Origin of the sequence: Seohaeicola sp. 4SK31 (assembly GCF_028802875.1) — a bacterium.
Lineage (GTDB): Bacteria > Pseudomonadota > Alphaproteobacteria > Rhodobacterales > Rhodobacteraceae > Seohaeicola.
In genome coordinates this window covers 35,541-58,356 of the sequence record NZ_JARAMP010000006.1, presented here as the reverse complement: position 1 = coordinate 58,356, position 22,816 = coordinate 35,541, and the positions used below count along the sequence as shown (strand labels likewise).

At 60.9% G+C, this 22,816-nt stretch carries 35 protein-coding genes; all 35 read left to right on the top strand.

The genetic code is table 11. The annotated features are described in order from the left end of the window. Window positions 1-69: 69 nt before the first annotated feature. The 35 genes from tuf (at window position 70) to PVW27_RS06640 (ending at window position 22,807) form a co-directional block, all read left to right on the top strand. A complete protein-coding gene (tuf, locus tag PVW27_RS06810; RefSeq protein ID WP_274556276.1) occupies window positions 70-1,245 on the top strand; it encodes an elongation factor Tu in 1,176 nt (391 codons plus the stop codon). An 80-nt stretch (window positions 1,246-1,325) separates the two neighbouring features. Further along, complete coding sequence (gene rpsJ / locus PVW27_RS06805) at window positions 1,326-1,640, top strand: 30S ribosomal protein S10 (RefSeq protein WP_068289216.1); 315 nt, start codon at window positions 1,326-1,328, stop codon at window positions 1,638-1,640. 17 nt (window positions 1,641-1,657) lie between these two features. Continuing rightward, complete coding sequence (gene rplC / locus PVW27_RS06800) at window positions 1,658-2,395, top strand: 50S ribosomal protein L3 (RefSeq protein WP_274556275.1); 738 nt, start codon at window positions 1,658-1,660, stop codon at window positions 2,393-2,395. Beyond that, the gene (gene rplD, locus PVW27_RS06795) at window positions 2,392-3,009 is read left to right on the top strand and encodes a 50S ribosomal protein L4 (protein ID WP_274556274.1); all 618 of its coding nucleotides are present in this window, start codon (window positions 2,392-2,394) and stop codon (window positions 3,007-3,009) included. Before rplC ends, rplD begins: the two co-directional genes overlap by 4 nt. After that, a complete protein-coding gene (locus PVW27_RS06790; protein WP_068289207.1) occupies window positions 3,006-3,302 on the top strand; it encodes a 50S ribosomal protein L23 in 297 nt (98 codons plus the stop codon). Before rplD ends, PVW27_RS06790 begins: the two co-directional genes overlap by 4 nt. Window positions 3,303-3,452: 150 nt before the next feature. Next, window positions 3,453-4,295 (top strand): 50S ribosomal protein L2, encoded by an 843-nt coding sequence (gene rplB / locus PVW27_RS06785; RefSeq protein WP_274556273.1) that lies wholly within the window; start codon window positions 3,453-3,455, stop codon window positions 4,293-4,295. Between the two features lie 3 nt (window positions 4,296-4,298). After that, window positions 4,299-4,577 carry a 30S ribosomal protein S19 gene (gene rpsS, locus PVW27_RS06780; RefSeq protein WP_274556271.1) on the top strand — a complete coding sequence of 93 codons (279 nt, stop codon included), beginning with the start codon at window positions 4,299-4,301 and terminating at the stop codon, window positions 4,575-4,577. Window positions 4,578-4,580: 3 nt separating this feature from the next. Continuing rightward, the gene (gene rplV / locus PVW27_RS06775; protein ID WP_230800570.1) at window positions 4,581-4,961 is read left to right on the top strand and encodes a 50S ribosomal protein L22; all 381 of its coding nucleotides are present in this window, start codon (window positions 4,581-4,583) and stop codon (window positions 4,959-4,961) included. Continuing rightward, window positions 4,961-5,668, top strand: coding sequence for a 30S ribosomal protein S3 (rpsC, locus tag PVW27_RS06770; RefSeq protein ID WP_068289198.1), 708 nt, complete (start codon window positions 4,961-4,963; stop codon window positions 5,666-5,668). Before rplV ends, rpsC begins: the two co-directional genes overlap by 1 nt. Window positions 5,669-5,681: 13 nt before the next feature. Continuing rightward, entirely contained in the window at window positions 5,682-6,095 is a 414-nt protein-coding gene (rplP, locus tag PVW27_RS06765) for a 50S ribosomal protein L16 (protein WP_274556266.1), read from the top strand. A 194-nt stretch (window positions 6,096-6,289) separates the two neighbouring features. Further along, entirely contained in the window at window positions 6,290-6,493 is a 204-nt protein-coding gene (rpmC, locus tag PVW27_RS06760; RefSeq protein ID WP_274556264.1) for a 50S ribosomal protein L29, read from the top strand. Window positions 6,494-6,505: 12 nt separating this feature from the next. Further along, on the top strand, window positions 6,506-6,736 hold the full coding sequence (gene rpsQ, locus PVW27_RS06755; RefSeq protein ID WP_068289190.1) for a 30S ribosomal protein S17: 231 nt from the start codon (window positions 6,506-6,508) through the stop codon (window positions 6,734-6,736). 72 nt (window positions 6,737-6,808) lie between these two features. Continuing rightward, window positions 6,809-7,177 carry a 50S ribosomal protein L14 gene (gene rplN, locus PVW27_RS06750; RefSeq protein WP_009574016.1) on the top strand — a complete coding sequence of 123 codons (369 nt, stop codon included), beginning with the start codon at window positions 6,809-6,811 and terminating at the stop codon, window positions 7,175-7,177. A 1-nt stretch (window position 7,178) separates the two neighbouring features. After that, entirely contained in the window at window positions 7,179-7,490 is a 312-nt protein-coding gene (gene rplX / locus PVW27_RS06745; RefSeq protein WP_274556258.1) for a 50S ribosomal protein L24, read from the top strand. Next, a complete protein-coding gene (rplE, locus tag PVW27_RS06740; protein WP_274556256.1) occupies window positions 7,483-8,046 on the top strand; it encodes a 50S ribosomal protein L5 in 564 nt (187 codons plus the stop codon). Before rplX ends, rplE begins: the two co-directional genes overlap by 8 nt. 17 nt (window positions 8,047-8,063) lie before the next feature. Next, window positions 8,064-8,369, top strand: coding sequence for a 30S ribosomal protein S14 (rpsN, locus tag PVW27_RS06735; RefSeq protein ID WP_274556255.1), 306 nt, complete (start codon window positions 8,064-8,066; stop codon window positions 8,367-8,369). Window positions 8,370-8,382: 13 nt separating this feature from the next. Further along, window positions 8,383-8,775 (top strand): 30S ribosomal protein S8, encoded by a 393-nt coding sequence (gene rpsH, locus PVW27_RS06730; RefSeq protein ID WP_274556254.1) that lies wholly within the window; start codon window positions 8,383-8,385, stop codon window positions 8,773-8,775. A gap of 11 nt (window positions 8,776-8,786) precedes the next feature. After that, entirely contained in the window at window positions 8,787-9,320 is a 534-nt protein-coding gene (gene rplF / locus PVW27_RS06725) for a 50S ribosomal protein L6 (protein WP_274556252.1), read from the top strand. Between the two features lie 11 nt (window positions 9,321-9,331). After that, the gene (rplR, locus tag PVW27_RS06720; protein WP_274556251.1) at window positions 9,332-9,691 is read left to right on the top strand and encodes a 50S ribosomal protein L18; all 360 of its coding nucleotides are present in this window, start codon (window positions 9,332-9,334) and stop codon (window positions 9,689-9,691) included. Between the two features lie 12 nt (window positions 9,692-9,703). Then, complete coding sequence (gene rpsE, locus PVW27_RS06715; RefSeq protein WP_274556249.1) at window positions 9,704-10,270, top strand: 30S ribosomal protein S5; 567 nt, start codon at window positions 9,704-9,706, stop codon at window positions 10,268-10,270. Between the two features lie 12 nt (window positions 10,271-10,282). Further along, window positions 10,283-10,471: a 50S ribosomal protein L30 gene (rpmD, locus tag PVW27_RS06710; RefSeq protein ID WP_068289167.1), complete on the top strand. Its 189-nt coding sequence runs from the start codon at window positions 10,283-10,285 to the stop codon at window positions 10,469-10,471. Between the two features lie 99 nt (window positions 10,472-10,570). Beyond that, window positions 10,571-11,053, top strand: coding sequence for a 50S ribosomal protein L15 (gene rplO / locus PVW27_RS06705; RefSeq protein WP_274556246.1), 483 nt, complete (start codon window positions 10,571-10,573; stop codon window positions 11,051-11,053). A gap of 107 nt (window positions 11,054-11,160) precedes the next feature. Then, the gene (gene secY, locus PVW27_RS06700; RefSeq protein ID WP_274556245.1) at window positions 11,161-12,525 is read left to right on the top strand and encodes a preprotein translocase subunit SecY; all 1,365 of its coding nucleotides are present in this window, start codon (window positions 11,161-11,163) and stop codon (window positions 12,523-12,525) included. Then, a complete protein-coding gene (locus tag PVW27_RS06695) occupies window positions 12,522-13,163 on the top strand; it encodes an adenylate kinase (protein ID WP_274556243.1) in 642 nt (213 codons plus the stop codon). Before secY ends, PVW27_RS06695 begins: the two co-directional genes overlap by 4 nt. Window positions 13,164-13,384: 221 nt before the next feature. After that, window positions 13,385-13,753: a 30S ribosomal protein S13 gene (gene rpsM / locus PVW27_RS06690; RefSeq protein ID WP_274556241.1), complete on the top strand. Its 369-nt coding sequence runs from the start codon at window positions 13,385-13,387 to the stop codon at window positions 13,751-13,753. A gap of 15 nt (window positions 13,754-13,768) precedes the next feature. Continuing rightward, window positions 13,769-14,161, top strand: a complete 393-nt coding sequence (rpsK, locus tag PVW27_RS06685) for a 30S ribosomal protein S11 (protein ID WP_068289152.1) — start codon at window positions 13,769-13,771, stop codon at window positions 14,159-14,161. A 113-nt stretch (window positions 14,162-14,274) separates the two neighbouring features. Next, complete coding sequence (locus PVW27_RS06680; protein WP_274556237.1) at window positions 14,275-15,291, top strand: DNA-directed RNA polymerase subunit alpha; 1,017 nt, start codon at window positions 14,275-14,277, stop codon at window positions 15,289-15,291. 146 nt (window positions 15,292-15,437) lie between these two features. Beyond that, window positions 15,438-15,857, top strand: coding sequence for a 50S ribosomal protein L17 (gene rplQ / locus PVW27_RS06675; RefSeq protein ID WP_274556235.1), 420 nt, complete (start codon window positions 15,438-15,440; stop codon window positions 15,855-15,857). 137 nt (window positions 15,858-15,994) lie between these two features. Continuing rightward, window positions 15,995-17,395, top strand: coding sequence for a trypsin-like peptidase domain-containing protein (locus tag PVW27_RS06670; protein ID WP_274556233.1), 1,401 nt, complete (start codon window positions 15,995-15,997; stop codon window positions 17,393-17,395). A 4-nt stretch (window positions 17,396-17,399) separates the two neighbouring features. Continuing rightward, window positions 17,400-18,713 carry a replication-associated recombination protein A gene (locus PVW27_RS06665; RefSeq protein WP_274556231.1) on the top strand — a complete coding sequence of 438 codons (1,314 nt, stop codon included), beginning with the start codon at window positions 17,400-17,402 and terminating at the stop codon, window positions 18,711-18,713. A 67-nt stretch (window positions 18,714-18,780) separates the two neighbouring features. Beyond that, window positions 18,781-19,158, top strand: coding sequence for a fluoride efflux transporter CrcB (gene crcB, locus PVW27_RS06660; RefSeq protein WP_274556229.1), 378 nt, complete (start codon window positions 18,781-18,783; stop codon window positions 19,156-19,158). Next, a complete protein-coding gene (locus PVW27_RS06655; RefSeq protein ID WP_274556227.1) occupies window positions 19,155-20,198 on the top strand; it encodes an RluA family pseudouridine synthase in 1,044 nt (347 codons plus the stop codon). Before crcB ends, PVW27_RS06655 begins: the two co-directional genes overlap by 4 nt. 14 nt (window positions 20,199-20,212) lie before the next feature. Beyond that, complete coding sequence (locus tag PVW27_RS06650; protein WP_432762039.1) at window positions 20,213-20,878, top strand: HAD-IA family hydrolase; 666 nt, start codon at window positions 20,213-20,215, stop codon at window positions 20,876-20,878. Then, window positions 20,875-21,591: an ATP12 family chaperone protein gene (locus PVW27_RS06645; RefSeq protein WP_274556224.1), complete on the top strand. Its 717-nt coding sequence runs from the start codon at window positions 20,875-20,877 to the stop codon at window positions 21,589-21,591. Before PVW27_RS06650 ends, PVW27_RS06645 begins: the two co-directional genes overlap by 4 nt. 196 nt (window positions 21,592-21,787) lie before the next feature. Continuing rightward, the gene (locus tag PVW27_RS06640; protein ID WP_274556222.1) at window positions 21,788-22,807 is read left to right on the top strand and encodes an amino acid ABC transporter substrate-binding protein; all 1,020 of its coding nucleotides are present in this window, start codon (window positions 21,788-21,790) and stop codon (window positions 22,805-22,807) included. The last annotated feature ends 9 nt before the right edge of the window (window positions 22,808-22,816 follow it).

Genomic DNA, 22,816 nt, shown 5'->3' with positions numbered 1-22,816 from the left:
CCCCACCCTACCACAACCCCGTAGGGTGGGCATGCGCCCACCACCGACGACAAAACAAGGAGTTCCCTGATGGGCAAGGCAAAGTTTGAACGTAACAAACCGCACGTTAACATCGGCACGATTGGTCACGTTGACCACGGCAAGACGACGCTGACGGCTGCGATCACGAAGTATTTCGGCGAATTCCGCGCGTATGACCAGATTGACGGCGCGCCGGAAGAGAAGGCACGCGGGATCACGATCTCGACCGCGCATGTGGAATACGAGACCGAGACCCGTCACTATGCGCATGTCGACTGCCCCGGCCACGCTGACTATGTGAAGAACATGATCACGGGCGCGGCGCAGATGGACGGCGCGATTCTGGTTGTGAACGCGGCTGACGGCCCGATGCCGCAGACGCGCGAGCACATTCTGCTGGGTCGCCAGGTGGGTATTCCCTACATGGTGGTCTACATGAACAAGGTTGACCAGGTGGATGACGAGGAGCTGCTGGAGCTGGTGGAGATGGAGATCCGCGAGCTTCTGACCTCCTATGAGTATCCGGGCGACGACATTCCGATCATCAAGGGCTCTGCGCTGCATGCGATGAACGGCACGCAGCCTGAGATCGGCGAGAACTCGATCCGCGCGCTGATGGAAGCTGTGGACACCTATATCCCGACGCCGGCGCGCGCCGTGGACAAGCCGTTCCTGATGCCGATCGAAGACGTGTTCTCGATCTCGGGTCGTGGTACGGTTGTGACCGGCCGTGTGGAGCGTGGCGTGATCAACGTTGGCGACGAAATCGAGATCGTGGGTATCCGCGACACGAAGAAGTCGGTCTGCACCGGTGTCGAGATGTTCCGCAAGCTGCTGGACCGCGGTGAGGCCGGCGACAACATCGGGGCGCTGCTGCGCGGTATCGACCGTGAGGGCGTGGAGCGTGGTCAGGTTCTGTGCAAGCCGGGTTCGGTGATGCCGCACACGCAGTTCGAGGCGGAAGCCTATATCCTGACGAAGGAAGAGGGTGGCCGTCACACGCCGTTCTTTGCGAACTACCGTCCGCAGTTCTACTTCCGCACGACCGACGTGACCGGGACCGTGACGCTGCCCGAGGGCACCGAGATGGTGATGCCGGGCGACAACCTGAAGTTCACCGTTGAACTGATCGCGCCGATCGCGATGGAAGACGGCCTGCGCTTCGCCATCCGTGAAGGCGGCCGCACCGTCGGCGCGGGTGTCGTGTCCAAAATTCTGAAGTAAAGACCACTTCGGGTTCGAAGAGGGCCACCGGATGAGCCGGTGGTCCTCCTATCAACTCCAACGCCGCGAAAGGCTAAACTATGCAAAGCCAAAACATTCGCATCCGGCTGAAGGCATTTGATTACCGCGTACTGGATGCCAGCACGCAGGAAATCGTGAACACCGCAAAGCGCACTGGCGCGACTGTGCGTGGCCCGATCCCGCTGCCGAACAAGATCGAGAAGTTCACGGTTCTCCGTGGGCCGCATATCGACAAGAAATCCCGCGATCAGTTCGAGATCCGCACGCACAAGCGTCTGCTCGACATCGTTGATCCGACCCCCCAGACCGTGGACGCGCTGATGAAGCTCGACCTCGCCGCTGGTGTGGATGTCGAGATCAAGTTGCAGTCGTAAGAAGGAGGGTATCCAGGATGCGCTCTGGTGTAATCGCAAAGAAAGTCGGCATGACCCGGCTTTTCATGGAAGACGGAAAGCAGATCCCTGTGACCGTTCTCCAGCTTGAAAATCTGCAGGTCGTGGCACAGCGCACGCCCGAGCGGGACGGCTATACCGCCGTTCAGCTGGGTGCGGGCAATGCCAAGGCCAAGCGGACGTCCAAGGCCATGCGTGGTCATTTCGCGGTGGCCAATGTGGCCCCCAAGCGGAAGATCGCAGAATTCCGCGTCAGCCCCGACAACATGATCGGTGTGGGCGAGGAAATCTCGGCCGAGCATTATGTGGCAGGGCAGCGCGTCGATGTGGCGGGCACATCCATCGGTAAAGGTTTTGCCGGTGCGATGAAGCGGCACAACTTCGGCGGTCTGCGGGCCTCGCACGGTGTGTCGATCAGCCACCGTTCGCATGGTTCGACCGGTCAGTGCCAGGACCCCGGCAAGGTGTTCAAGGGCAAGAAGATGGCTGGCCATATGGGTGCCGTGCGTGTGACCACGCAGAACCTTGAAGTCGTGAAAACCGATGCCGACCGTGGCTTGATCATGGTTAAGGGTGCGGTTCCCGGCTCCAAAGGTGGCTGGGTCACGATCAAGGACGCCGTCAAGAAGAAGCTGCCCGAGAACGTTCCGTTCCCGGCGGCCCTGAAATCGGCAATCGCCGCGGCAGCTGCCGAGGCTCCGGCCGTAGAAGCGCCCGCCGAAGGGGGTGAAGCATGAAACTTGATGTGATCAATCTGGACGGCTCGAGCGCCGGTTCCGTGGATCTGGACGAAGCGCTGTTCGGTCTTGAGCCGCGCGCCGATATCCTGCACCGTGTGGTCCGCTGGCAGCGCAACAACGCGCAGGCCGGCACCCACAAGGTGAAGACCCGTTCGGAAACCTCCTACTCGACCAAGAAGATCTATCGCCAGAAGGGCACCGGCGGCGCACGCCACGGTGACAAGAACGCGCCGATCTTCCGTCACGGTGGTGTCTACAAGGGCCCGACCCCGCGCAGCCACGGCCACGAACTGACCAAGAAGTTCCGCAAACTGGGCCTCAAGCATGCCCTGTCCGCGAAGCTGAAGGCTGGTGAACTGGTCGTCATCGCTGCTGCCGAAGCCGAAGGTAAGACCTCGGCTCTGGCCAAGCAGGTGGCCAAGCTGGGCTGGAAGCGCGCGCTGATCATTGACGGTGCCACCGTCAATGACACGTTCGCCCGTGCCGCCCGCAACATCGAAGGTCTGGATATCCTGCCGACGATGGGCGCAAACGTCTATGACATCCTCAAGCGTGACACCCTGGTGATCACGAAGGCGGGTGTCGAAGCACTGGAGGCTCGTCTGAAATGAGCGCGAAGGCTGAACATTACGATGTGATCCGCAAGCCGATCATCACCGAGAAGGCCACCATGGTCTCTGAGAACGGTGCTGTCGTGTTTGAGGTCGCGATGGACTCGAACAAGCCCGAGATCAAGCAGGCCGTTGAGGCGCTGTTTGGGGTGAAGGTCAAGGCCGTCAACACCACGATCACCAAAGGCAAGACCAAGCGCTTCCGCGGCCAGCCGGGCAAGCGTCGGGACGTCAAGAAAGCCTATGTCACCCTCGAAGAGGGAAACACTATCGACGTGACCACGGGTCTCTGATAGTAGGGCGCGAATCTTTCATGGCCCCGGGTTTGCCGGGGCCATGGATTTTTGAGACGGGGACCTTCGGGGCCCTACACACTGGGCACCTTCGGGGGCCTTCAACATCGCGGGGCTCTGCCCCGCTACGCACAACGGAAGACAGAAAGCATGGCACTCAAGTCGTATAAGCCGACGACGCCGGGCCAGCGTGGGCTGGTTCTGATCGACCGTTCGGAGCTGTGGAAAGGACGTCCGGTCAAGGCCCTCACCGAGGGTTTGACCAAGAATGGCGGCCGGAACAACACCGGACGGATCACGATGCGCCGCAAAGGCGGCGGGGCGAAACGCCTCTATCGGATCGTCGATTTCAAACGTAACAAATTCGACGTGGCGGCCACCGTCGAGCGGATCGAGTATGACCCGAACCGGACCGCCTTCATCGCGCTGGTGAAGTATGAGGATGGCGAGCAAGCCTATATCCTGGCACCCCAGCGTCTGGCTGTCGGCGACTCTGTCGTCGCTGGCTCCAAGGTCGACATCAAACCGGGCAACGCGATGCCGTTCTCGGGCATGCCGATCGGTACGATCGTCCACAACATCGAGATGAAGCCCGGCAAGGGTGGTCAGATCGCGCGCGCGGCGGGCACCTATGCCCAGTTCGTGGGTCGCGATGGCGGCTACGCCCAGATTCGTCTTTCTTCGGGCGAACTGCGTCTCGTGCGTCAGGAATGCATGGCCACCGTCGGTGCCGTGTCGAACCCCGACAACAGCAACCAGAATTACGGCAAGGCAGGCCGCATGCGTCACAAGGGCATCCGCCCGAGCGTCCGCGGCGTCGTCATGAACCCGATCGACCACCCGCATGGTGGTGGTGAAGGCCGGACTTCGGGTGGCCGTCATCCGGTGACCCCGTGGGGCAAGCCGACAAAGGGTGCGCGCACCCGGAACAAGAACAAAGCGTCCAGCAAGCTCATCCTGCGCTCGCGTCACGCCAAGAAGAAGGGGCGTTAACAGATGTCTCGCTCTGTATGGAAAGGTCCGTTCGTTGACGCTTACGTGCTGAAGAAAGCCGAAGCCGCCCGCGAATCCGGACGCAGTGAAGTTATCAAGATCTGGTCGCGCCGCTCGACGATCCTGCCCCAGTTCGTGGGCCTGACGTTTGGCGTCTACAACGGCAAGAAACATATCCCGGTCAACGTGACCGAGGACATGATCGGCCAGAAGTTTGGCGAATATTCCCCGACCCGGACCTATTACGGTCATGCGGCCGATAAAAAAGCGAAGCGGAAGTAAGTCATGGGCAAGGAAAAAAACCCCCGCCGCGTGGCAGATAACGAAGCAATGGCAAAACTGCGCATGCTTCGGACCAGCCCGCAGAAGCTGAACCTGGTAGCTGCGATGATCCGCGGCAAGAAGGTGGACAAGGCCCTGACGGACCTGACCTTCTCGAAGAAGCGGATCGCGATCGACGTGAAGAAATGCCTTCAGTCGGCCATCGCAAACGCCGAGAACAACCACAACCTGGACGTCGATGAACTGGTCGTCGCCGAGGCTTATGTGGGCAAGAACCTGACGCTGAAGCGCGGTCGTCCGCGTGCGCGCGGCCGGTTCGGCAAGATCGTCAAGCCGTTCTCGGAACTCACCATCAAGGTGCGTCAAGTTGAGGAGCAAGCCTAATGGGTCAGAAAGTCAATCCGATCGGCATGCGCCTTCAGGTCAACCGCACCTGGGACAGCCGCTGGTATGCCGACACCAAGGATTACGGTAATCTTCTTTTGGAAGACCTGAAGATCCGCAAGTTCATCAAGGAAGAGGCCAAGCAGGCCGGTATCGCCCGTGTGATCATCGAACGTCCGCACAAGAAGTGCCGCGTCACGATCCATGCGGCGCGTCCGGGTGTGATCATCGGCAAAAAAGGCGCCGATATCGAAACCCTGCGCAAGAAGCTGGCCAAGCTGACTGCAAGCGAACTGCACCTGAACATCGTCGAGGTCCGCAAGCCGGAACTGGACGCCGCTCTGGTCGGTGAAAGCATTGCACAGCAGCTCGAGCGTCGTGTGTCCTTCCGTCGCGCCATGAAGCGCGCCGTGCAGAACGCCATGCGCATGGGCGCTCTGGGGATCCGCGTGAACGTCGCGGGTCGTCTGGGCGGGGCCGAGATCGCACGGACCGAATGGTACCGTGAAGGTCGCGTGCCGCTGCACACGCTGCGTGCCGATATCGATTACGCCCATGTCGAGGCCACCACGGCCTATGGGATCATCGGTATCAAGGTCTGGATTTTCAAAGGCGAAATCATGGAGCACGATCCGTCGGCCCATGACCGTCGTCTGCAGGAACTCCAGGATGGTCCCGCGCCCCGTGGCGCCGGCGGCCGCCGTTAAGGAGGAATGACAGATGCTTCAACCTAAGCGCACTAAATTCCGCAAGCAGCACAAAGGCCGTATCCACGGTCTGGCCAAGGGCGGCAGCGACCTGAACTTCGGGTCCTTCGGCCTCAAGGCGACTGAGCCCGAGCGGGTTACGGCGCGTCAGATCGAGGCGGCTCGCCGCGCACTGACCCGTCACATGAAACGTCAAGGCCGTGTCTGGATCCGGATCTTCCCGGATGTTCCGGTCACCTCGAAGCCGACCGAAGTCCGTATGGGTAAAGGTAAAGGCTCCGTGGATTTCTGGGCTGCCCGTATCAAGCCGGGTCGCGTGATGTTCGAGATCGACGGTGTCGACGAGACCATCGCCCGCGAGGCTCTGCGTCTGGCCGCCATGAAGTTGCCGATCAAGACCCGCGTGGTCGTTCGCGAAGACTGGTAAGGTCTGACCGATCCATAAGACAGGGCAGGGCGGGGGAAACCCCGCCTTGTCTTTTGCCGCAGGGGGCTGTGAGAACAGCCCTTGTCAACTGAAGGGAACCGGCCTATACGGCCCCTTCATCCATCTCCACCGGGAATCAGGGTGACCCTGTCACAAGGGGCTCTCCGGTGACGTTGTTAAAAAGGACCGGCGACATGAACGCCCAGGAACTACGCAATAAATCCCTCGATCAGCTCCGCGAGGATCTGGTTGCTCTGAAGAAAGAAGCATTCAACCTGCGCTTTCAACAGGCGACTGGCCAGCTGGAATCCACCGCCCGTATGAAGACGGTTCGCCGTGAAGTGGCGCGTGTGAAGACCGTGCTGAACGAAAAAGCCGCCGCAGCGGCCGCAGAATAAGGAGCCTGACAGATGCCCAAACGTATTCTTCAAGGCACCGTGACCAGCACGGCAAACGCCCAGACCGTCACCGTTCTGGTGGAACGCCGCTTTACGCACCCTGTTCTGAAAAAGACCATCCGTAAGTCCAAGAAATACCGGGCTCACGATGAGACGAATGCTTTCAACGTTGGCGATACTGTCCGTATCCAGGAATGTGCGCCCAAGTCGAAAACGAAACGCTGGGAGGTTATCGCGTCCTAAGCGATAATCTTCCGGTTCATCGAAACCCTGGGGAAACGCCGATAATGGCCCCCAAAGGTCGGGAGAAACCAAATGATCCAGATGCAGACCAATCTGGATGTTGCTGACAACTCCGGCGCACGCCGGGTGCAGTGCATCAAGGTTCTCGGCGGTTCGCACCGTCGTTACGCATCCGTTGGCGACATCATCGTGGTGTCCGTCAAGGAAGCCATTCCGCGCGGTCGCGTGAAGAAGGGTGACGTCCGCAAGGCCGTCGTCGTACGCACCGCCAAGGAAGTTCGCCGTGAAGACGGCACCGCGATCCGTTTTGATCGCAACGCAGCAGTCATCCTGAACAACAACAACGAGCCGGTCGGCACCCGTATCTTCGGGCCGGTCGTTCGTGAGCTGCGCGCCAAGAACTTCATGAAAATCATCTCGCTCGCCCCGGAGGTGCTGTAAGATGGCTGCCAAGCTGAAAACAGGCGACAAGGTCGTCGTATTGGCCGGCAAGGACAAGGGTAAGCAGGGCACCATCACGTCCGTTGACCCCAAGGCCGGCAAAGCCGTGGTGGAGGGTCTGAACATGGCCATCCGTCACACACGTCAAAGCCAGACCAGCCAGGGCGGTCGCATCCCCAAGGCGATGCCGATCGATCTGTCGAACCTGGCCATGCTGGACAAGAACGGCAAGGCAACGCGCGTCGGCTTCAAGATCGAAGGCGACAAGAAAGTGCGTTTCGCCAAGACCACGGGGGACGTGATCGATGCTTGATACTGCTAACTATACCCCGCGTCTGAAGGCACTTTATGCCGAGACGATCAAGGCCGCTCTGAAGGAGGAATTCTCCTACAAGAACGACATGCAGATCCCGCGTCTGGACAAGATCGTCCTGAACATCGGCTGCGGTGCAGAAGCCGTGCGCGACAGCAAGAAGGCCAAATCGGCCGTCGAAGACCTGTCGACCATTGCCGGTCAGAAGGCCGTGACGACCATCGCCAAGAACTCGATCGCAGGTTTCCGCGTTCGTGAAGGCATGCCGATGGGCGCGAAAGTCACCCTGCGCGGTGACCGCATGTATGAATTCCTGGATCGTCTGATCACGATTGCAATGCCCCGTATCCGCGACTTCCGCGGCGTGCCCGGCAAATCCTTTGACGGTCGTGGCAACTATGCCATGGGCCTGAAAGAGCACATCGTGTTCCCCGAGATCAACTTCGACAAAGTCGATGAAGTCTGGGGGATGGACATCGTCATCGCCACCACCGCGAGAACCGACGCGGAAGCTAAGGCGCTGTTGAAGCACTTCAACATGCCCTTCAACAGCTAAGCGCGGGAGAGAGAGTTATGGCTAAGAAATCTATGATCGAACGCGAAAAGAAGCGTCAGGAGCTGGTGGACAAGTTCGCCGCCAAGCGCGCTGCGCTGAAGGCGATCGTGAACGACCAGTCCAAGCCGATGGAAGAGCGTTTCCGCGCCTCCCTGAAGCTGGCGAAACTGCCGCGCAACAGCTCTGCTGTGCGTCTGCGCAACCGCTGCCAGCTGACCGGCCGTCCGCATGCATATTACCGCAAGCTGAAACTGTCGCGTATCGCGCTGCGGGATCTGGGCTCCATGGGCCAGATTCCCGGCCTGGTGAAATCCAGCTGGTAAGGGAGAGAGTGATATGAACGATCCTATCGGCGATATGCTCACCCGTATCCGCAACAGCCAGATGCGCGGCAAGTCCACCGTGGTCACACCTGCGTCCAAGCTGCGTGCCTGGGTTCTGGATGTGCTGGCGGATGAAGGCTATATCCGCGGCTACGAGAAGGCGACGGATGAGAATGGTCACCCGACCCTTGTCATCAGCCTGAAATACTTTGATGGCACCCCCGTCATTCGCGAAATCAAGCGGGTCTCCAAGCCCGGGCGTCGCGTTTACATGGGCGTCAAGGATATCCCCTCGGTCCGTCAGGGCTTGGGTGTGTCGATTGTCAGCACGCCCAAGGGTGTGATGTCGGATGCAGCAGCACGCAGCGCCAATGTTGGCGGTGAAGTGCTCTGCACGGTCTTCTAAGGAGGAAGGCAATGTCTCGTATTGGTAAGAAACCGGTCGAGCTGCCCGCAGGCGTTTCGGCGTCCGTGTCCGGCCAGACCGTCGAAGTGAAGGGCCCCAAGGGCACCAAAAGCTTCAATGCAACCGACGACGTCACCATCAGCGTTGATGGCAATGTTGTTAAGATCACTCCGCGTGGCACGTCCAAGCGCGCCCGCCAGCAGTGGGGCATGTCCCGCTCGATGGTGGCGAACCTTGTGACCGGCGTCACTTCGGGCTTCAAGCGCGAGCTGGAGATCACCGGTGTGGGTTATCGTGCGGCGATCCAGGGCAATGTCCTGAAACTGTCGCTGGGCTATAGCCACGAAGTGAACTTCGAGGTTCCCGCCGGTGTGACGGTGACCTGCCCGAAGCAGACCGAAATCGTTGTCGAAGGTGACGACGCCCAGCTTGTGGGCCAGGTCGCGGCGAATATCCGCGAATGGCGCAAGCCCGAGCCCTATAAGGGCAAAGGTATCAAGTACAAGGGTGAGTACATCTTCCGCAAGGAAGGCAAGAAGAAGTAAGGACGCGAGAGATGGCAAACAGCAAAAGAACCCTGTTTCTGAAGCGCCGCCTGCGCGTTCGGAACAAATTGCGGAAGGTGAACGCTGGTCGCGTTCGTCTGTCCGTTCACCGCAGCAACAAGAACATCAGCGTCCAGCTGATCGACGATGTGCGTGGCGTCACCCTGGCTTCTGCCTCCACTCTGGAGAAGTCGCTGGGTGTGGTCGGCAAGAACAACGTCGAGGCAGCCGCAAAGGTGGGCGCGGCGATTGCCGAGCGTGCCAAGCAGGCCGGTGTCGAAGACTGCTACTTCGATCGTGGTGGTTTCCTCTTTCACGGGAAGGTGAAGGCTCTGGCCGACGCTGCCCGTGAAGGTGGCCTCAAGTTCTAAGGAGACGATAGAATGGCAAGAGAAGACAACCGCCGCGACCGTCGCGACCGCGAAGAGGCCGCACCGGAGTTCGCCGATCGTCTGGTGGCGATCAACCGCGTGTCGAAAACCGTGAAGGGTGGTAAGCGTTTCGGCTTTGCTGCTCTGGTGGTGGTCGGCGATCAGAAGGGCCGTGTGGGCTTTGGCAAGGGTAAGGCGAAAGAAGTGCCCGAAGCCATCCGCAAAGCCACGGAGCAGGCCAAGCGCCAGATGATCCGTGTGCCGCTGCGCGAAGGCCGCACCCTGCACCATGACATGGAAGGGCGCCACGGCGCCGGGAAGGTCGTGATGCGGGCCGCACCGGAAGGGACCGGCATCATCGCCGGTGGTCCGATGCGCGCCGTGTTCGAGATGCTGGGCCTCAAGGACGTTGTGTCCAAGTCGCTCGGTTCGCAGAACCCCTACAACATGATCCGCGCCACCATCGACGGGCTGAAGAAAGAAACCAGCCCCCGTTCCGTGGCACAGCGTCGTGGCAAGAAGGTCGCCGATATCCTGCGCAAGGATGACGCACCGGTTGCCGAAGCGGCTGAAGCGTAAGGAACCGGAGCAATGGCAAAAACCATCGTCGTTAAGCAGATCGGCTCGCCGATCCGCCGCCCCGAGAAGCAGCGCCAGACCCTGATCGGTCTTGGTCTGAACAAGATGCACAAGACCCGCGAACTGGAGGACACTCCTTCGATCCGCGGCATGGTCGCCAAGATCCCGCATCTCGTCCAGATCATCGAAGAGCGCGAGTAATCCCATCGGGGCGGGTGCAAGCCCGCCCCGAGATCACATCAACGCCGTGGTCGGCCGCTCCCGTCGCTGGGGGCCGCATCCGGCACAAGGAGAAGCGACATGAAACTGCATGAACTGCACGACAACGACGGCGCCACCAAGAAACGCAAGCGCGTTGGTCGTGGTCCTGGCTCCGGCACCGGTAAGACTGGTGGCCGTGGTATCAAAGGTCAGAAATCCCGTTCGGGTGTGTCCATCGGCGGCTATGAAGGCGGCCAGATGCCGCTCTATCAGCGTCTGCCGAAGCGTGGCTTCAACAAGCCGAACCGCAAGGCATTTGCCGTTCTGAACCTTGGAATCCTCCAGAAGTTCATCGAAGCCGGCAAGATCGACGCGAAGCAGCCGATCACCGAAGACGTGCTGGTTGCGTCCGGTCTGGTCCGCCGCAAGCTGGACGGTGTGCGTATTCTGGCCAAGGGTGATTTCTCGTCCAAGGTTACGCTGAACGTCACCGGCGCATCGGCGCAAGCCATTGAAGCTGTCGAGAAACTGGGCGGCGCCCTGACCGTCACGGCGGCAGCCAAGGCCCCTGCGGCTGAATAACGGGTTGTGAGCGGCGCGCGCGCCGCTTACATAGACCCTAGTTTTCCAAAACGCCGCCTGAGCCGGAAAACCGCTCTGGCGGCGTTGTCACATGAGAGAGACCGCGAATGGTATCTGCAGCAGAACAAATGGCGGCGAACACCAGCTGGGCCGCCTTGGGCAAGGCAACCGATCTTCGCAACCGCATCTTCTTCACGCTTGGTCTTCTGATCGTCTATCGTCTTGGCACCTTCATTCCGGTGCCGGGTATCGATGGCGCTTCGTTGCGCGAGTTCATGGAAGGTGCGGCGGCCGGTATCGGCGGCATCCTGTCGATGTTCACCGGTGGTGCGCTTGGCCGGATGGGCATTTTTGCCCTTGGCATTATGCCTTACATTTCGGCCTCGATCATCGTGCAACTTCTGGCCTCGATGGTCCCCAAGCTCGAGCAGCTCAAGAAAGAGGGCGAGCAGGGCCGCAAGAAGATCAACCAGTACACCCGCTATGGCACTGTGTTTCTGGCGACATTGCAGGCCTATGGCTTGGCCGTCAGTCTTGAAGCGGGCGATCTGGTCACGGATCCCGGCCTGTTCTTTCGCGCCTCCTGCGTGATCACGCTGGTTGGCGGCACCATGTTCCTGATGTGGCTGGGTGAGCAGATCACCGCACGCGGCATTGGTAACGGCATCTCGCTGATTATTTTTGTCGGCATCGTGGCCGAGATTCCGGCCGCACTGGCGCAGTTCTTCAGCCAGGGCCGTTCGGGTGCCATCAGCCCGGCCGTGATCGTCGGTGTGATCGTGATGGTGATCGCGACCATTGCCTTCGTGGTGTTCATGGAAAGGGCCTTGCGCAAGATCCATATCCAGTATCCCCGCCGTCAAGCAGGCATGAAGATCTATGAAGGTGGCTCGTCCAGCCTGCCGGTCAAGGTCAACCCTGCGGGCGTTATTCCGGCGATCTTCGCAAGCTCGCTGCTGCTACTGCCTGCGACGGTCAGCACTTTCTCGGGTGCGGATACAGGGCCGGTGATGTCAACGATCATGGCCTATTTCGGGCCGGGACAGCCGCTCTATCTGCTGTTCTTTGTCGTGATGATCGTGTTCTTCTCGTATTTCTATACGTTCAACGTGTCGTTCAAACCCGATGACGTGGCCGAGAACCTGAAGAACCAGAACGGTTTTGTGCCCGGCATCCGTCCCGGCAAGAAAACGGCCGAGTATCTTGAGTATGTGGTGAGCCGCATTCTGGCGTTGGGGTCGGCCTATCTGGCGGCGGTCTGTCTGCTGCCCGAGATCCTGCGGAACGAGTTGGCGATCCCCTTCTACTTCGGTGGCACCTCGGTTCTGATCGTGGTGTCGGTGACGATGGATACGATCCAGCAGGTTCAAAGCCATCTGCTGGCCCATCAGTATGAAGGTCTGATCGAGAAGTCGCAGTTGCGTGGCAAAGGCAAGAAACGCACGACCAGAAAGGCTCCGGCGCGCAGATGAATATCATCCTTCTCGGGCCCCCGGGGGCTGGCAAAGGCACACAGGCGCGTCATCTGGTCGAAACGCGCAACATGATCCAGTTGAGCACAGGTGACATGTTGCGTGAGGCACGGACCAGCGGCACCGAGATGGGCCGTATCGTCGCCGATGTGATGGATCGCGGCCAGCTTGTGACGGATGAGATCGTGATCGGTCTGATCCGCGAGAAGCTGGAAGGCTACAAGGCGGGCGGCTTCATCTTTGACGGTTTTCCCCGCACGCTGCCGCAGGCCGATGCTCTGGCAGCACTTCTGGCTGCTACAGGTGAGAAGCTGGATGCGGTGATCGAGATGCAGGTCGATGACGCGGCGTTGGTCGCGCGGATTACCGGCCGTTTCACCTGCGGCGATTGCGGCGAGGTCTATCATGACGTCACCCATCGTCCGGCGGTGGATGGTGTCTGTGATAAATGCGGCGGCACCAACATGAAGCGGCGCGCTGATGATAACGAAGACAGTCTGCGTCAGCGGCTCATGGAATACTACAAAAAGACTTCGCCGCTGATCGGCTATTACTATGCCAAGGACCAGTTACGCACAGTCGATGGTCTTGCGGAAATCGAGGATGTGCAGAAGGCGATTGCCGCCATTCTGGACTGATCCCCGCTGATTGCCGGAAACCTGGGGCGGGGGGCTTGACGGCCCCCGCTTTTCTACATAACCAGCCCTATCTCGAACATGAGAGATGATTCTACGCGGGTCGCGCCCGACAACGAATCGACACCTGAATTCAGCTGCGGCCCGATGGCACGATGCCTCGGGCCTACGTTGTGAAAAAAGGTTCTGGCACCACGGAACCGCAACGAAAAGGAAAGTGACACGTGGCACGTATCGCCGGCGTAAACATCCCGACCCAGAAACGGGTCCCGATCGCCCTGACTTACATCACCGGAATTGGCCATACGTCGGCCAAGGCCATCTGTGACGCCGTGAACATCGACGCAACCCGTCGTGTGAACGAACTCTCGGACGCCGAAGTCCTCGCCATCCGCGAGCATATCGACGCGAACTACACCGTCGAGGGCGACCTGCGCCGTGAGACGCAGATGAACATCAAGCGCCTGATGGACCTTGGCTGCTACCGCGGCCTGCGTCACCGTCGGAACCTGCCGGTTCGCGGCCAGCGCACCCATACCAATGCTCGCACCCGCAAAGGCCCCGCAAAGGCCATTGCTGGCAAGAAGAAATAAGGGAGGGCTGCATCAATGGCACGTGATACCCGTCGCGGAGGCAAGAAGAAGGTCTCCAAGAACATCGCCGCTGGCGTGGCGCATGTGAACTCTTCGTTCAACAACACCAAGATCCTGATCTCGGACGTGCAGGGCAATGCGATTGCATGGTCCTCGGCTGGCACCATGGGCTTCAAGGGGTCGCGTAAGTCGACTCCCTATGCTGCTCAGATGGCTGCTGAAGACGCGGGCAAGAAAGCACAGGAACACGGCGTCAAGACGCTGGAAGTCGAAGTGCAGGGCCCCGGTTCTGGCCGTGAAAGTGCGCTGCGCGCTCTGGCGGCTGTCGGGTTCAACATCACCTCGATCCGTGATGTCACCCCGATCGCGCACAATGGCTGCCGCCCTCCGAAGCGTCGCCGGGTCTGATCCCTTTTCATTATCTTGGGGCCGCGCCTTGCGCACGGCCCCTCGACGTCATTTAGAAACCTCGGGCGTCTTGGCCTTTTGGACATGAGGACAAGACAAGAATGGAGGGACGCATGATCCACAAGAATTGGGCTGAGCTGATCAAGCCGACACAGCTTGACGTTAAGCCGGGCAACGATCCAACCCGTCAGGCCACTGTGATCGCAGAACCGCTGGAGCGTGGCTTTGGCCTGACGCTGGGCAACGCGCTGCGTCGCATCCTGATGTCGTCGCTGCAAGGCGCGGCCATCACCTCGGTGCAGATTGACAACGTGCTGCACGAGTTTTCGTCGGTTGCCGGTGTGCGGGAAGATGTCACCGACATCATTCTGAACCTCAAGGGTGTATCGATCCGCATGGAAGTCGAAGGCCCCAAGCGTCTGAGCGTCAGCGCGAAGGGTCCGGGCGTTGTTACCGCCGGCGACATTTGCGACAGCGCAGGGATCGAGATCCTGAACAAGGATCATGTGATCTGCCACCTGGACGATGGTGCCGATCTTTACATGGAACTGACGGTCAATACCGGTAAGGGCTATGTTTCGGCTGACAAGAACAAGCCGGAAGATGCACCCATCGGTCTGATCCCGATCGACGCGATCTATTCGCCGATCAAGCGCGTGTCCTATGAGGTGCAGCCCACCCGTGAGGGTCAGGTGCTGGATTACGACAAGCTGACCATGAAGATCGAGACCGACGGGTCGCTGACCCCGGATGATGCCGTGGCCTATGCCGCGCGTATCCTGCAGGACCAGCTGTCGATCTTCGTCAACTTCGACGAACCTGAAAGCGCCACCCGTTCGGATGACGATGACGGTCTGGAGTTCAACCCGCTTCTGCTGAAGAAAGTGGACGAGCTGGAGCTGTCGGTGCGTTCGGCCAACTGCCTGAAGAACGACAACATCGTCTATATCGGCGATCTGATCCAGAAGACCGAAGCCGAGATGCTGCGCACCCCGAACTTCGGCCGCAAGTCCTTGAACGAGATCAAGGAAGTGCTGTCGGGCATGGGGCTGCACCTTGGCATGGACGTCGAGGACTGGCCGCCAGACAATATCGAAGATCTGGCGAAGAAGTTCGAAGACGCTTTCTGATCTTGCTTGGGGGGCGGGGAAACCTGCCCCTCCAATGCCCGCACTGGCGGGGACAACATGGGCACGGTGCCCCAAGGAGAGTGGCTGACCCGCATCGGCCACCGGACAAAGCAAACAAGCTTCGTAAAGCTTAAAGGAGAACGACAATGCGTCACGCAAGAGGCTACCGCCGCCTGAACCGCACCCATGAGCACCGCAAGGCGCTGTGGGCGAACATGGCTGGCTCGCTCATTGAACACGAGCAGATCAAGACCACGCTGCCCAAGGCAAAAGAACTGCGCCCGATCGTTGAAAAGCTGATCACGCTGGGCAAGCGCGGCGATCTGCATGCCCGCCGTCAGGCTGCATCGCAGCTCAAGCAGGACGCCTATGTGGCGAAACTGTTCGACATCCTGGGCCCGCGCTACAAGGACCGTCAGGGCGGCTATGTCCGCATCATGAAGGCCGGTTTCCGTTATGGAGACATGGCACCGATGGCGATCATCGAATTCGTGGACCGCGACCCGAATGCAAAAGGCGCCGGCGACAAGGCCCGCGTCGCAGCCGAAGAAGCTGTCGAGGATTGATCCTGCGGCCACTGGCCCAAGGTTCCGAACCCCCGCCCCGCACAGGGCGGGGGTTTTGCGTTTCGGATCTCTCGCGCTGGAACTTGCATATCCGGGTCCTGCCGCTCATATCAGGGCAAAGGAAAAAGGAGGATGTGATGCTCCGCTCCGCTCTTGTCATCCTGTCGGTGATGTCCGCAGTGTTGGCGCCCCTTCCTCTGGCGGCACAGATGCGCGTGCCTGCCAGTCAGGCCGAGATCCAGATGGGCTTTGCGCCGTTGGTGAAAGAGGCCGCGCCCGCAGTCGTCAATATCTACGCCAAGCGCGTTGTCGCGGTGCGCGACAGCCCTTTTGCTGGCGACCCATTCTTCGAGGGTCTGTTTCGCGATTTTGGCACCGTGCGCCCGCAGGTGCAGAACAGCCTTGGCTCTGGGGTGATCCTGTCGGCCGATGGGATCGTGGTGTCGAACTATCACGTTGTGGGCGAGGCGACGGATATTCGCATCGTGCTGGCCGACCGGCGCGAATTCAACGCCTCTGTGATCCTGGGAGACGAAGAAAGCGATCTGGCGCTTCTGCAGCTGGAAGGCGCGGCGGACCTGCCTGCGCTTTCCCTGCGCGACAGTGACAGCGTCGAGGTGGGGGAATTGGTGCTGGCCATCGGCAATCCCTTTGGCGTCGGCCAGACGGTCAGCAGCGGCATCGTATCTGGGCTGGCACGGTCGGGCACCGCGTCGGGCACGGGCCGGGGGTATTTCATCCAGACGGATGCGGCGATCAATCCGGGCAATTCCGGCGGGGCGCTGATCGACGTGAACGGCGATCTGATCGGGGTCAATACCTCGATCCTGACACGGTCGGGTGGATCGAACGGGATCGGTTTCGCCATTCCCGCCAATCTGGTTGCCCGCTTTGTCGAGCAGGCCCGCGAAGGACGCACGCGGTTCGAGCGGCCATGGGCGGGCATGTCTGGGCAGTCGGTCGATGCGGATATCGCGGCCTCCCTTGGATTGACGCGTCCGGGCGGTATCCTGATTTCCGGGCTGCATCCGGCCAGTCCCTTTGCCGATGCGGGCCTTGCGCCCGGTGACGTGATTCTGTCCGTGGATGGCCAGCCGGTGAACACGCCCGCCGAGATGGTCTTTCGTATGAGCGTGGCAGGTTTGGGTGAAGTGGCGCAGGTCACGACCATGCGTGATGGAGTGGAAACCACCGTCGCGGTGGAGTTGCGTGCCGCGCCTGATACGCCTCCGCGTGATCGGCGCGAGATGGACGAGCGCACGCCCTTGCCGGGCCTTGTGGTGCTGAACGTGAACCCAGCCGTTCTGGCCGAGTTCAACCTGCCGTTGGCCACCGGCGGGGTGATCGTTGAAAATCCCGGTCCATATGGTGCGCGGCTGGGGATTCAGCCGGGTGATGTGATCCTTGCCATCAATGGCGCGGCCATAGCTCAGACAGGGCAGGTGTCTGACGCGCTGGTGGACGCGATTGCAGCCCGGGCCTTGTCGATTGATCTGCAACGCGGCTTGCAACGCCTTTCGCTCCGCAGCAGGCTCTAGGGCGATGGCGGATCTGTTTGATAATGGCGCGACCGAGCCTGCAAAGGCGGGCCCACGTCCGCTGGCCGACAGGTTGCGACCGCAGCGGCTGGATCAGGTGATCGGGCAGGAACAGGTGCTGGGGCCGGATGCGCCTTTGGGGGTGATGCTGTCCTCGGGGTCGCTGTCCTCGTTGATCCTGTGGGGGCCGCCCGGTGTGGGCAAGACTACCATCGCACGGCTTCTGGCGGATGAGACGGATCTGCATTTCGTCCAGATCAGCGCGATCTTCACTGGCGTGCCTGAACTGCGAAAGGTGTTCGAGGCCGCCAAGATGCGCCGCGCAAACGGGCAGGGGACGCTGCTGTTCGTGGATGAGATCCACCGTTTCAACAAGGCTCAGCAGGACGGGTTTCTGCCGCATATGGAAGACGGCACGATCCTTCTGGTGGGGGCTACGACCGAGAACCCGAGTTTCGAACTGAATGCGGCGTTGTTGAGCCGCGCGCAGGTTCTGGTCCTCAAGCGGCTGGAACTTGCAGATCTGGAGCGTCTGGCGCAGCGGGCCGAAAAGGAGATGGCCCGTGCCCTTCCATTGACCGGACCTGCGCGCGAGGCCTTGTTGGAAATGGCCGATGGGGATGGGCGCGCGCTTTTGAACCTGATCGAGCAGGTGGCCGCATGGAAGGTCGAGGGCAAGCTGGATACCGACGCGCTGGCGACACGGTTGATGAAGCGGGCGGCGAAATACGACAAGTCGGGGGATGAGCACTACAACCTGATTTCTGCGTTGCACAAATCCGTGCGTGGTTCGGACCCGGATGCTGCGCTTTATTGGTTCGCCCGCATGCTGACCGGGGGCGAGGACCCGCGCTATCTGGCCCGCCGTCTGACCCGGATGGCGGTCGAGGATATCGGCCTTGCCGATCCGCAGGCGCAAGCCGTGTGTTTGCAGGCTTGGGAGACTTATGAACGGCTTGGCAGCCCCGAGGGGGAGTTGGCGCTGGGTCAGGCGGTGGCCTATCTGGCGCTCGCGCCGAAATCCAATGCGGGCTATGTGGGTTTCAAGGCGGCGATGGCGCTGGCGCGCCAGACCGGGTCCGAACCGCCGCCGAAACATATCCTGAATGCACCCACCAAGCTGATGAAGGAACAGGGTTACGGGGCAGACTACGCCTATGACCACGATGCCGAGGATGGCTTTTCCGGGCAGAACTATTTCCCCGACGGGGTGAAGAGGCCAGTCCTCTATCAACCGGTCGAGCGTGGGTTCGAGCGGGAGTTGAAACGCCGCCTCGATTACTTTGCCAAGTTGCGGGCCAAACGCGGTCCGGGCTGAACCCGCCGGGGCGGGTGAACCATGGGAAAACTTGACATTCCCCGCCCCCCTCGCCACTGGTGCAGACATGTTGAGCACGCTTTTTCAGGTTGCCCTTGGCGGCGCTATAGGGGCTTCGGCCCGTTATCTGACCTCGCTTGGCGCCGTGCGCTTTCTGGGGGCAGGTTTCCCATGGGGCACATTGGCGGTGAACGTGATCGGATCGTTCCTGATGGGGCTTCTGGTCGTGGTTCTGGCGCAGCGCGACGACACCCGACTGGCCCCCTTTCTGTTGACGGGCCTGCTTGGCGGGTTCACGACATTCTCGGCCTTTTCGCTTGATGCGATGGCCCTTTACGAGCGGGGCGAGACTATGCTGGCCGCTTTCTATGTGGGGGCGTCGGTGATCCTGTCGCTCAGCGCGCTGGCGCTGGCCATGGTGGTCGCGAGAGAGGTATTCCAATGAGCCGTGTCCAGACCATTCCCGTGTCCGAGGCGGATAGCGATCAACGGCTGGACCGTTGGCTGCGCCGCATCTTTCCGCATCTGACCCAAGGCATGGTCGAGAAAATGTGCCGCAAGGGTGAATTGCGTGTGGATGGTGGCCGTGTGAAAGCGGCAACCCGGCTTTCCGCAGGTCAACAGGTCCGCGTGCCGCCTTTGCCCGATCCGGAACAGATGACCGTTGTGACCGAGACGCGGATGTCTCCGTCCGATGTCAAGATGATGCAGGACGCGGTGATCTACCGGGACGACCATATCATCGCGCTGAACAAGCCGGCTGGTCTGCCAACGCAAGGCGGCAGCAAGACTGTCAAACATGTGGACGGATTGGCCGAGGCGCTTCGCTTTGGCTATGACGAAAAACCGCGTCTGGTGCATCGTCTGGACAAGGACACGACCGGCGTTCTGGTGCTGGCCCGCGACCGCAAGACTGCCGCCGCACTGACCGAGGCGTTCCGCCATCGTGAGACGCGCAAGATCTATTGGGCGCTGGTTGCCGGAGTGCCGACCCCCTATCTAGGCGAGATCAAGTTCGGTCTGGTCAAGGCACCGGGGCATGGGGCCAAGGGCGAGGGCGAGAAGATGCTGGCCGTCCATCCCCGCGACATCGACAAGACTCCCGGCGCGAAACGCGCGCATACCCTTTATGCAACGCTTTACCGCGTGGGCGGGCGCGCCTCTTGGGTGGCGATGGAGCCGCTGACGGGTCGCACGCATCAGCTGCGCGCGCATATGGCCGAGATCGGTCATCCCATTATCGGGGATGGCAAATATGGCGGGTCAGGGCAGGAGAACCTTGGCGATGGCTGGGGTGCGCAATTGGGTGGGATCATTTCCAAGAAGCTGCACCTGCATGCGCGGATGCTGCGCTTCGAGCATCCCCACACGCGCAAGGTTGTGACCATCACGGCGCCGCTGCCGGATCACATGGCCCATAGCTGGGACACCTTCGGCTGGACCGAGGATCTGGCCGCCGAAGACCCGTTCGAGGCGCTGCGGTGACGGATCGTTTGAGATTGGTAATCTTTGATGTCGACGGCACGCTGGTCGACAGTCAGGCTGATATTCTGGGTGCGATGGCCGCATCCTTTGCAATGCAGGGGCTGGATGTGCCGCCACGTGAGGCTGTGCTGTCCATCGTGGGGCTATCCCTGACCGAGGCAATGGCGCGACTGGTGCCCGATTTGCCCGTGGGGCTGCGCGAGGAACTGGTGGCGGGGTACAAGCAATCCTACATGCGTTCGCGTCTGGACAGCGACACGCGCCAGACATCACCGCTCTATCCAGGTGCGCGCGATGTGCTGGATCTTCTCTCGCGCCAGTCTCACACGCTGCTGGGGGTCGCCACGGGCAAGTCGCAGCGGGGTCTGGACGCCTTGATCGCCAGTCACGGGCTGGAGGGGTTGTTCCTGACGCGGCAGGTGGCAGATCATCATCCGTCCAAGCCGCATCCCTCGATGCTGCTGGCGGCGATGCGCGAAACCGGGGTTGATCCAGCGGATGCGATCATGGTGGGTGATACAAGCTATGACATGGACATGGCCCGCGCCGCCGGAATCCGGGGGATCGGGGTCAGTTGGGGCTATCACGCGCCCGCTGCCCTGACATCGGCAAGTTGCGTGATCGACCGTTTCGATGATCTCCCCGTCCGGCTGGAGGAACTCTGGAGGATCGCGGCATGAGCGAGTGGAAGGCGAAACGGTTCTGGACAGAGGCCAACGTGGTGCCTATCGAGGGTGGGTTCACCGTCCAACTGGATGGTCGTGCCGTCAAGACACCCGCCAAGACGCCGCTGATCGTGCCGACCCGCGCCATGGCCGTGGCGATCGCCGCCGAATGGGACGCGCAGGAGGGAGCCATCGACCCGCGCACCATGCCCGTCACACGTTCCGCCAATGCCGCCATCGATAAGGTCGCAGTCCAGCATGCCGAGGTGGCGCAGATGATCGCGGATTATGGCGACAGTGACCTGCTGTGCTACCGCGCGCCGGGGCCTGTTGAACTGATCCAGCGGCAGGCGCAGATGTGGGACCCGCTGCTGGACTGGGCCGAGGCCGAACTGGGTGTGCGCCTGTCCACGGCCTCGGGCGTGGTTCATGTGCCGCAGGATCCGGCGGTGCTGGAGCAACTGTCGTCCCGTGTTCATGCGATGGACAATTTTACCCTCGCCGCATTTCACGATCTGGTCAGTTTGTCGGGGTCACTGATTCTCGGATTTGCGGCACAGATGGATCATCTTTCGGCGGATGGGATCTGGCGGCTGTCGCGTCTGGATGAGGACTGGCAGATCGAACAATGGGGGGCGGACGACGAGGCCGAGGCTTTGGCCGAGACGAAACGATCTGCCTTTCTGCACGCGAAATCCTTCCATGATCTTTCGCGCCGGACAGATTGACCGCCCAATCCAGAGGCTACCGCTACGGAAACAGGCATTCCTGCTTTCCAAAACGTGATGAGTGACTTGACGGATTGCGATGAATCCGCCCAATGTTAGCACCATTGAGGGGTGCTGCCCCTCTGAACCAGCCAACCCAGCCCTGGGCCGGGAGAAACGCTCTGCTGAAAGAGCGGTCAATCAGGAAGAGGTAAAAATGAACAAAAAGGTATTCTTGGGTGCACTGACGGTCGCGGGCTTTGCTGCCGGCGCTTCGGCTGCGGCGACCATTGACGATGTCAAGGCGCGCGGCAGCCTCAAGTGTGGCTCGAACGAAGGCCTGGCCGGCTTCGCGGCTCCGGATGCCAATGGCGTCTGGCAGGGCTTTGACGTCTCGCTGTGCCGTGCCATCGCGGCTGCCGTTCTGGGCGATGCACAGGCCGTGGAATTCGTTCCGCTGACCAGCCAGACACGTTTCACCGCGCTGGCAGCTGGCGAAGTTGACGTTCTGATCCGCAACTCCACCTGGACCTTCTCGCGCGATACCGACCTGAAACTGGATTTTGTCGGTGTGAACTACTACGACGGTCAAGGCTTCATGGTCCGCAATGACATCGGCGTGTCCTCGGCCAAGGAACTGGACGGCACCACCGTCTGCATCCAGACCGGCACCACCACCGAGCTGAACCTCGCTGATTTCTTCCGTGTGAACAACATCAGCTATGAGCCGGTTCCGGTTGCCACCAACGCCGAAGGCCAGCAGCAGTATCTGGCCGGTGCTTGCGACGTCTACACGACGGATATCTCGGGTCTGGCCGCGACCCGCGCCACTTTCGAGAATGCGGGCGAACATGTGATTCTGCCGGAAGTCGTCTCAAAAGAGCCGCTTGGACCCGCAGTGCGCCATGGTGACAGCGAGTGGGGCGATATCGTCCGCTGGACCCTGAACGCGCTGATCGCGGCTGAAGAGTATGGCGTGACCTCGGCCAACGTGATGGAGCTGGCCGCAGGCCCGACCACCAACCCCGAGATCAATCGTCTGCTGGGCACCGAAGGTGAACTGGGCGCAATGATCGGTCTGGACAAGGATTGGGCCGTCCGCGCGATTGCCGCCGTTGGCAACTACGGCGAAGTGTTCGAGCGTAACATCGGCGAGGCCACCCCGATCGGTCTGGCCCGTGGTCTGAACGCACAGTGGACCGAAGGCGGCCTGCTCTACGCACCGCCTTTCCGCTGATCATGTAAC